5 protein-coding genes are annotated in these 9,517 nt (G+C 63.2%); all 5 read right to left on the reverse strand.

Translation table 11 applies throughout. The features are described 5' to 3' along the window. Positions 1–4: 4 nt before the first annotated feature. A complete protein-coding gene (locus tag RCJ92_RS06680) occupies positions 5–3,382 on the reverse strand; it encodes an ATP-binding protein (RefSeq protein WP_446754110.1) in 3,378 nt (1,125 codons plus the stop codon). Then, on the reverse strand, positions 3,379–4,074 hold the full coding sequence (locus RCJ92_RS06685) for a DUF4194 domain-containing protein (protein WP_446754111.1): 696 nt from the start codon (positions 4,072–4,074) through the stop codon (positions 3,379–3,381). Before RCJ92_RS06685 ends, RCJ92_RS06680 begins: the two co-directional genes overlap by 4 nt. After that, entirely contained in the window at positions 4,071–5,519 is a 1,449-nt protein-coding gene (locus RCJ92_RS06690; RefSeq protein WP_446754112.1) for a DUF3375 domain-containing protein, read from the reverse strand. Before RCJ92_RS06690 ends, RCJ92_RS06685 begins: the two co-directional genes overlap by 4 nt. Before the next feature lie 250 nt (positions 5,520–5,769). Next, positions 5,770–7,272, reverse strand: coding sequence for a SulP family inorganic anion transporter (locus RCJ92_RS06695; RefSeq protein ID WP_446754113.1), 1,503 nt, complete (start codon positions 7,270–7,272; stop codon positions 5,770–5,772). 340 nt (positions 7,273–7,612) lie between these two features. Beyond that, on the reverse strand, positions 7,613–9,517 hold a 1,905-nt coding region (locus RCJ92_RS06700), incomplete at its 5' end, for a LuxR C-terminal-related transcriptional regulator (protein ID WP_446754114.1).

Consider the following 9,517-nt stretch of genomic DNA (forward strand, 5'->3'; position numbering starts at 1 on the left):
CGGTCTAGAAGAGGACCTCTGTGGCCGGGCGATCTTTGGCCTGGTTGTCGTGAGAGCTTTCGGCAACGCGCAGTTCGTCCATCTCTTGGGACGTAGGCTCGAACGGCACCTGGGCAATGTGTGAGGACCTTGATTCCTCGCAACTGACCAATGCGACGCCGCCGACGTAGTCCTCCAAGGTACGCAGCAGCTTCATCGGTGTCGCCAGGATCATGTGGAAACCGAATTCAGTGAAGATGTCCATGGCGGTCTTGGTGAAATTCGTGTCCGCCTTGTCGAAGGCCTCATCCATGACAATCGAAGCATAGGAGGGCAGCGTGGCTTCCCCCGCTAGTTGGTAGCGCAACGCAGCGGCTAGGCAGAACACCACTAGTTTCTGCTTTTGTCCACCTGAACGTCCGGCACCCGAGTCGTAGACGTCCACGACATTGCGCTCGGAATCGACTTCAATCGCGGTAAAACGTACGTGGTTTCGCACGTCCAGCACCTGCAGTCTCCAGGAACGGTGTGCGGCTTCCGATGAACCTAGCTGGGTCATGAGGCGGGCCAGCACCATGAATCGTTCCTCGGCATGGGCCCGATCTTCTTCCGGGGCCAAAGCGCCAGTGGTGACCGTATTTAGATCACGGAGGAAGTCAGCGGCCATGGCAGGGCGGGCGTCCTCCACCCTGATTTGCAGGTAACGCCCGGATGAATAGCAGCTGCGCAGCAGCGAGGAGTTGATCGGTTCAATCCGGCGGCGAATTTCGCGGGTCGCGCGCTGGATCAGCTCGCGCAGCTGGGCAATATTCTGCTGGGTTTGGGTGCGCAGCATTTCAAAGAAACGGTCTTCGAATTCCGGCAGGCGATCGGCCTCCAGCCCAGAAAGCACCTGCAGATACCCGGTGCGGTCCTCTACTGAGTCACCTAGGTCCTGCGCCGATTCTGGCCAAGAGAGTTTGAAGGCGGAGATGATCTTCCCCATCCGCTGGTGAAGGTCGACCATCCGGGAACGAAGTTCCTCTTTCCGCATAGACAGGGTGGACTGTGCACGTCGGGCATCAGCCTCGATCGATTCGTGCGTGGTAGTACGCTGTGTTCTCACCTTGTCGAATTCGCTGGCCAACTGCGCTGCAATCTCGGAGGGGACCGCTGGGGCGGGTTGCCCGTCAAGCCGCGCCAGGCTTGCCAGCAGTGCCTCATGATGGGTTTGAGCCCTCATTTCTGCACGTTGTGCGGCGGCGTAGGTTGCGTGGGCCGCAGCCTCCTGCTCCTGCGCCTTTTTCAGTTCAAGCTGGGCAGCACGCAAATCGCCGTCATTGGCTAGCAGCGTGGCGCGTGCGGATTCTATATCGGCGATTTGTCGCTGCGCCCGGACGACATCGATGGAGTCCCAGGTGCAGCGAACAACATCCTCGGCAACATAGCTGCGCGCTAGTCGCAGGTTCACCGCTTCCCGGGCTCGCTGTTCCAATTTAGCGGACTCTTGTTGAAAGCGAACGGCCTGTCGGCGGTCCACTTGGAGTTGCTCGAGTTTTGAGTCTATGTCAAAGCCGAGCACCCAGTGTCGGCGGTCATCGACACGGTGGCGGTCGTTCTTCTCGAAGGAATTCGGTCCACGCTTAACCTGCCCCGCGAGGGTCACGCCGCGGGGAACCTCCTGAAGACTGTCCACATCAGACACGCAACTGTAGTCGAAGCGGTCGGCCAAACGTGACAGGAGCCAGCCCCGCATCGGGGAATCAGCGACTTCGACGCGATGGACCAGGGAATTGGCCGCAGTGGTGCGCTTGGGCGCAGGAATATTGCGGCCAATCGTCTCATAGCGCAGCGAAGCACCCAGGTGGCGGGCATTCACTGCTCGGGCCACGACAGCCGCGTGCACCGCCGGTACCAGCATCACCAGGGCCAGCGGACGCAGCACCCGTTCAACGGCGCCGGACCAGTCCGTAAAATCCGAACGGACCTGCATCAGCTCACCGGCAAAACGCAGGGTGGCGGATGCCAGTCCTGTGTCCTGGCAGATCAACCGCCGGGCTTCGAGTAGCTCACGCGGCAGGTTGGAGCGGTTCTTGCGCAACGCATCCAGGTCCCGGTCAATGTCGGCCAGTGCTGCGTCGGCCGTGATGCGTTGGGAACTGATCTGGGTGAGTTCCTGCTCGAGTTGCTGAGTTTCCCTGCCTCCGTCAGCCAGCATCCGTTCGCATTCGCGGGCCAGCTCCGCGTATTGTTCGGCATCGGCGGGTAGGGCTAACTGAACACTGCCCAGCTTGCGCTCGACTTCGGCGCGCTCAGCCAGAACGCGTTGCCCATTGGCTTCCGCCGTTTCCATGCGTTCCTCAAGCAGGGCAAGTTGCTGTCCGCCGCGCTTCTCTACCATGGCCCGGCGGCCCTGGGTCTGTGCGGCGCAGGCCTCCAAAGCTTCGGTGGCCACTTGCAATTCCCGGCGCCGGGTGTCATGGGATGCTTGGGTTTCTGCGATGGCGGAAACCATCAGTTCCCTCCGCCGATGGTGAGTGAAGCCCTCCAAGTGCTCTAGCAGGGAGCCTACCCGTTCGGCTTGGGTGGAGGTGTCCTCGAAATCACGGTTCTGGTCGCGCAGCGGGGCCAAGTGTTCCACCTGTCGCCGGGCCCGCAGCACCGTCTCGTGCGCCGCATTCAGCTCGGTGAACTGGTCTACCGCTGCATCGGCCCGGGCGAACGTCTCCGGCTCGTCCAGCATGAACTTGCGGAATAGCTCATCGAGAGACCCCAGATTCTTGGCAGACTGGGTCTTATGCAGCAACAGTGCGGCGCGCTCGCCCGACAGCCCCAGACTGCGTGCGATGCGCCGAGCAAACCGCGAGTGCTCATTATCCACGCTGGCCTTGGGTAGCGCGGCTTTCAGTTCGCGCGTCTTCAATCCATTGGAAGCATAGGGCTCCAATTCGGCGAGGCCGAGCTCGTCGGGAGAAAGAATCGAAACGTCTTTGACCTCGGCAGAGCTATTCTCCCCGGCCTTGATGTGGAACAGCTTCACCAGGCTTTGGATGCGCCCTTCGCCGTTGCCGTAGCGCAGCAGGATACCGGACCACGTAGCCTTGGGCCGCAGGTATTGGCTTGTGATTTCCCCGGTGTCTGCATCGGCACTACGTCGCCAGGCGCCGCGCACGTAGGTGAGTACCGAACGGTCTGAGCTGCGCACGCTGCTGTCAGCGGCGGCGGCGTTGAACCGCGTCTTACCCCGTGGGGTGAGCACCGCGCTAACCGCATCGACAAGTGAGGATTTCCCGGAACCGGATTCACCGGTGAGCAGGAAACCCTTGCGTGGCACATCCACGGTGTGCAGCCCGGAAAAAGTTCCCCAATTCACTACTTCGATGCGTTCCAGGCGCCACTGTCCAGGGTGCATGTTGCTGCTCACCGCTCCTCCTCGCCGTCACTGTTTTCGGGGTAACCATCGGCAGTCGCCAGGGACACCTGATTGCCGGCCAGGCGCATGTACTCGTTCTCCACTGTTCGTATCTGCTCTGGGGAAAAGACCAGGCGCAAGATTGGGGAGACTTCGAACCGTTCGTCCAAGCCAACCGGTAGCAGAAGATTGTGTTTGACCATTTTCGTCCATGCGGCGTTGATCCGTTTTTGGAAACCAGCCTCGTCGGTGGAATCGGAGGGGCGGTAGCTGGTCAGATGTTCAAAGACCTCATCCCGTCCAACAAACACGCGTTGCGCGCCCGAACCGCGCAATAGTTCACGACGCAAGAACAGCAACATGGCAGTATCCATGAAGGTCAGTGCCATGGTGCGCACCACTTGTGGGACGTCGTTGTTCTCCGTCGGGGCGTTACGGACGAAAGCTACCCCCTGGGTCTCGTCCAAAATCAGATCTAAGAACAGGTCCGCTAACCGGGAACGAATCGCGGCGGTGTCAGTTAGCAGCACTTTCCAGGCTTCGGCGTGGCGTTCGGCCGATACGTAGGGCCCCTTGACCAGCTGGACCAATACTTTGCGCGAGGCTGCCGCCAGTTCGCCGGTATCTTCACTCCACAGGCGAGCGTCGCGGTTTCGGCTGTCCTCGAAACCGGGCGTCAAGGTGGGGGTGGTTGCTTGGCTCATTTGATGCTCTCCTGGAACAGAAAACGGGGAACAGTGGCGTGCCGGGTGACTTCAGCGCTGATCCATTGCACGGCTTCGGGGTCTGCCCCTGCGGGATGGGCGTGGGCCTCGGCCAATACCAGCAGGCCGATGACACTGGCGATGCCCTGGGTCGCGGGATGGTGAGCAAGCACCTCACCAATGGTTGCTGCTCCTCGAGTCGCCAGCACATCGTTGATGTTGCCGGTTAATTCGGCAAAGTCGATCTCGGAGGCGCGCACAGTTTCACGCAACGCATGCAGGTCTGCCAGGCCTGACTCGTGAATCTGCAGTGGTTCAGCAGTTTGTGAGTCAGCAGGATTGTGCAGCCTCATGGCGCTGGGAGAGGCAACAGGTAGGCCTGTCAACGGCAGCTGAAGGTCCAGCTTGGTGAATGGCTTGATCACGTCCGAGACCGACATCGCCTGCGCCATGGCGCTGCGCAGCTGCTGGTGTACGGCACGATCCTCGGCCAGTTCCTCGGATTGGACGAACCGGCGCAGGCTGCGTCCCAAGGCGGTCATTACCGCGCTGATTTCGGCACCCGAGTCCTGCATCCCCGGCAATAGATCCCGCAGCCCAACACGCTGGGTTTCGCTGAGCTTGGAGGCAAAGGGACGGGCGAGCAATTCATCAATATCGTCGTCCACCGATACCGTCCGCTCCGGATCCAGCAGTAACGAGTGAAAGGCCGCGAAGGACCGGCCTGCGTCAGAAGCAGCCAGCAGGTCGACTCCGCGGAAGATCTCATCTAGGACACTGCCGCGTGATGCAGGCTCCTCGATCAGCTGGGCGCGCAGTGAGCGGTTGATTGATTCCAGCTCGGCGCGCACCCGGGCGAAGTCCTCGGGCAGCTGGCTGGCCAGCGAGAGGATGTCAACGGCAGCATCCAACGAGCGCTGTTCGTCAAGCTCGGTTTCCTGCCCATTGGTGAGTGCGGCGATCCTGGCATCAATTCGGTCCCGTTCGGCTTGCAGGGCAGCGATTCTGCGTGAGACATCCGGATCGGTCTCCACTCTCAACGTCCGCACTCGCTGCACAATGGTTGCAAGGCGTGACTCCGTCACCGAAGTACGCGGAGCGGCCAAGTTCTCGATAAAACGCAGGGCAGTAAGGGCCCCTTCACTCAGTTCATAGAGTTCTTCCCGCGTTTCACCTGGGCGGCGCACCAGGAAGCCTTCTGCCAACCAGGAACGGCAGTAAGCCAGTGCAGTCTGTGGAAGTTCGATTCCGCGATCACGCAGTTCATCCAGGTCGGCATCGACGGCTTCGATGAATTCTGCTGCCGGGATTTGCCGACGCTGTCTGGAGAACCTGGTGTTCAACACAGCAAAGGCCACCGCCGCGTTGTCGGCGCGCAGCATTGACCACGCCGGACTCTCACTCAGTAGCCGGCGCGCGACGAGTGCGGATTGTGCGATGGACATTACTTAATCCTATCGACGGTGTGGACAGTTGGCGGCCTCCCCAGATGGCACGGGAGTGATCTTCGACCACTTGTGATCATCAAACCCCATGCCGCGCAGCATGTTTGCAGCGTGGTTCCGCAAGGTCTTCTGTTCGGGATCAAGGCGGGAGCCGAGTTTTCTCCCCGCGGGAGCCTCAGGTCTCGGACCGGAGGATGGATAGTTAACGATAGCGCGATCGGTAGTAGAGCGTAGCCAATGCGGTTTGCTCCTAGTCCCGCAGCTTGCCGCGCAGCCGCTCGCGCATGGCTCGGCTGGCCTCGTTGAGGCCGTGCACCTGAACCTGCTTTCCGTAGCTTTCATACTTGTCCGTCACCGAGTCCAGGGCCGCGATGGTCGAGGCGTCCCACAGGTGGGATCCTGACATGTCGATGATGATGCGTCCGGGATCCTGAGCGTAGTTGAACTGGGTGTACAGGTCATTGGAGGAGGCGAAGAACAGTTCGCCGTCCACCGTGTAGATCGCCACCTGTCCCTCGGTGTCCCCGGTAACGCTGCGCTTGACGGTGACGAAGTGGGCGACCCGGTTGGCGAAAAGCACCATCGCGGTGAGCACTCCCAGCCCCACGCCAATGGCCAGGTTGTTGGTCGCCACCGTGAACGCCACGGTCACCAGCATCACCGCGGTCTCGCTCTTGGGCATGGCCTTGAGCGTGGCCGGACGGATGCTGTGCCAGTTGAACGTGGTCAGGGACACGAAGATCATCACCGCCACCAGTGCCGCCATCGGGATCTGGGCCACCACGTCCCCGAACAGGACGGTGAGCAGCAGCATGAACACCCCGGCGAACATGGTCGAGATCCGGGTGCGGCCCCCAGAGGCCTTCACCCCGATCATGGTCTGCCCGATCATCGCGCAGCCGCAGATCCCGCCGAAGAACCCGGTCACGATGTTCGCGACGCCCTGCCCCCAGGACTCGCGGGTCTTGTCCGAGGGGGTGTCGGTGATGTCATCCACCAGCTTTGCGGTCAGCAGGGATTCAAGTAGCCCCACAAACGCCACCGCCAGCGCGTAGGGGAAGATGATCTTGAGCGTCTGCAGATTCAGCGGCACGTCCGGGATGAGGAAAAACGGAAGTGACTCGGGCAGCTCGCCCTTGTCACCCACCGTGGGCACGGTGATCCTGGCGAGGACGGTGATCGCGGTCAGCAGCACGATTGCCACCAGCGGGGCCGGGATGGCGGAAGTGAGCTTGGGCAAGAAGTAGACCACCGCCAGTCCCAAGGCCACCAGCGGGTAGACGGCCCACGGGACGGCCTGCAGTTCCGGCATCTGGGAGAGGAAGATCAGTATGGCCAGCGCGTTGACGAAGCCGACCATCACCTGACGGGGAATGAAACGCATCAGTTTCGCCACCCCTGCCACGGCCAACAGCACCTGGATCACCCCGGCCAGGATCACCGTGGCAAACAGATACTCCACCCCATGGCTGCGCACCAGCGGTGCGACCACCAGGGCGACGGCTCCGGCGGCCGCCGAAATCATGGCCGGGCGTCCACCGGTGAACGCAATGACCACGGACATGGTGAATGAGGCAAAGATCCCGATGCGCGGATCCACCCCGGCAATGATCGAGAAGGCGATTACCTCCGGAATCAGCGCCAGGGAGACCACCAGCCCGGCCAGCAGCTCGGTCTTCAGCAGGCGTGGGGAGCGCAGGGTTCGCCACACCGATTGGCGTTGCAGCGGGGTGAGCTCGGCCAGCGTTGACATGGGGTCTCCGATCGGGTCCGAAGGCGGGAAAGGCGTGGCGACGCCAAGGGAATCCTAGCGGCAGACGGTCTGCCCTGTGAAAAACATGTCATTATCCACAGCTCCTGTGGAAAATGGGTATAACTCTGTGCGCAACGCCGGGAGGAGATGTGCAGAACTTTGGTGCGCTTGGCGCAAAAGCGCGAGATCCCGCAGAAATCAGCGAACCAGGCGGGCCCGGGAAGCCCGGGATCACGGGCATCGATCGCCGTGGGTTTAACAACGGCCGGAGTCAAAAAAGCCCACGTTGTCCACAGTTCTGTGGATAACTTGTCGGCGAGGGGACGCCCCGTGATCCCGGCTACAGCCCGGCCTTGCGCGCCCGGTCCAAGGCTGCGGCGGCATCGGTGGCCCCCAGCTTTTTGTACAGGCCGCGCAACTGGGTCTTGATGGTGTTGGGGGAACGGAACGTCACCTCGGCCATCTGCCGCCGGGACAACCCCGTGCGTAGCAGCTGCAGCAGCTCCAGTTCGCGTTCGGTCAGCACCGGGCGGGGCTGGAGCGCGGGCAGGGTGCGGCCAATGAGCTCCAGCCGGCGTGCTTGGGCCTCGTCCAGGGACAACAGCCGGGGGATTGCGCCCCACCCCGGGGCGGTGGCCAGCAGCGCCAACGGCAGCGCAGCACCCTCGGCGCTCAGCTGCCTGACCCGTTCCAGGTCCTCGGCACCCGGTTCTTCCGGGTTGCGGGCCGCCAGTTCCAGCAGGCCGGCCAGCTGAGGCCACTGCTGGGACGGGGGCTTGTCCGCCGCCAGCTCCAAAAGTGCCAGCGCCTCATCGGGCCGGTTGGCACGCAGGCAGCCCAGCGCCCGGAATTCGGCGGCCGCCTTCGCACGGGGCGAACCGGCGCCGCAGCCGGAGGAGCGGGCCAGGGCAACCAGCTGGGACGCCACCGCCAACAGTTCCCGGCTCAGCAGGGCGCGGGCGTGGACCCGTTCGGCGTTCAACCGCTCCAGCAGGCTTGCTGCGCCGCCAGATTGCTGGGTGAACACCAGGTGGAAACTTAGCAGCAGCGCGTGCACCGCCCAAAACTCGTCGCTGTCCGGCTCATCGGGCAGCTGGCGCAACTGGGACCGAAGCTCCGGAAGATCCACTTCCAGCATGGCCTGCCAGGCCCGAGCCAGGATGACACCGCGGGCCACCATCGGTTTGCCCCAACCCACCTGCTGCAGCTGCTCCGCGTGCAAGGACGCCCAGTGCCCGGCGGCCGCGAAATCGCCCTGCATCGCACACAGCAGGGCCAGCCGTCCGCTGGCGTCACAGATGTGGAAGGCCTTGCCGGATTCCAGGCCGGCGTTCAACGCGGCCTGGTAGGCCCACTTGGCCTCCACGTCCAGGCCCTGGAGCTGCAGGGAAATGCCGGCATGCAGTTCGCTGATGGAAATGAGTTTGCGGCTGGTGCGCCGGGCGTTGAAGGCGGCCCGGATCGCGCTGCGCAGCCGCAGTGCGGCCTCGGCCGAATGCTGGTACATGCCGGTCAGACGCAGGTAGGTGATCTGCAGGGTGCCAACGGACAACGCCCTGGCGGTGGGCCGCTGGTAGAGTCGGGCGGTTTGCATCTGCAGGCGCTGGGCGCTCTGGTCGCGTTCGGGGTCCGGAGCCACGGTGGGGAAGGGCAGCACCATCCGATCGGTGCCCACCGCCGCTACGATCCGCGCCCCCACCCACAGGTAGTGGGCCTGGTCGGTGAGCACCCCGGGCATCTTGGACAGCATGGAGCGCAGCGCTGCGGGGTTGCTGACGAACAAATCCACCCAGCGGTCCATCAACAGGGCGGACAGGGCGCCCCAGCGCCGGTTGCGCAGGGCGGTTTCGGCGGCCTTCTGCACGGACTGGGCCACCGCCACCGCCTCCAGCCCGGCCCGCTCCAGGCTCGTTGCCGCGGCGGGGGACATCAGCCGCTGCTGCTCCATCAGGGCCCGGCGAATCAGGGAGGGCATCATCCAGCCGCCCTGGCCCTCGCCCTGCACCAGCCCGCTGTCCACCAGGTCCTCCAGGCCGACGTCACCCTGGGCAATATTGGTGAAAAAGACCTCCAGCACCGATTCCTCGATTTCGGGAAGGAACGCGGCCTGGCGCAGACCGACCGCGTACGGGTGGTGGCGCAGCCAGCGCAGCAGGGCGGCGTTGATCAGCTGGTAGGCCGCCGCCCGGGATTCCGGCTGGCCCACGAGCGCCCGGCAGGCACCCAGCCAGCCGCCGGTTTGGTC

This window comes from Glutamicibacter sp. BSL13 (assembly GCF_052928425.1).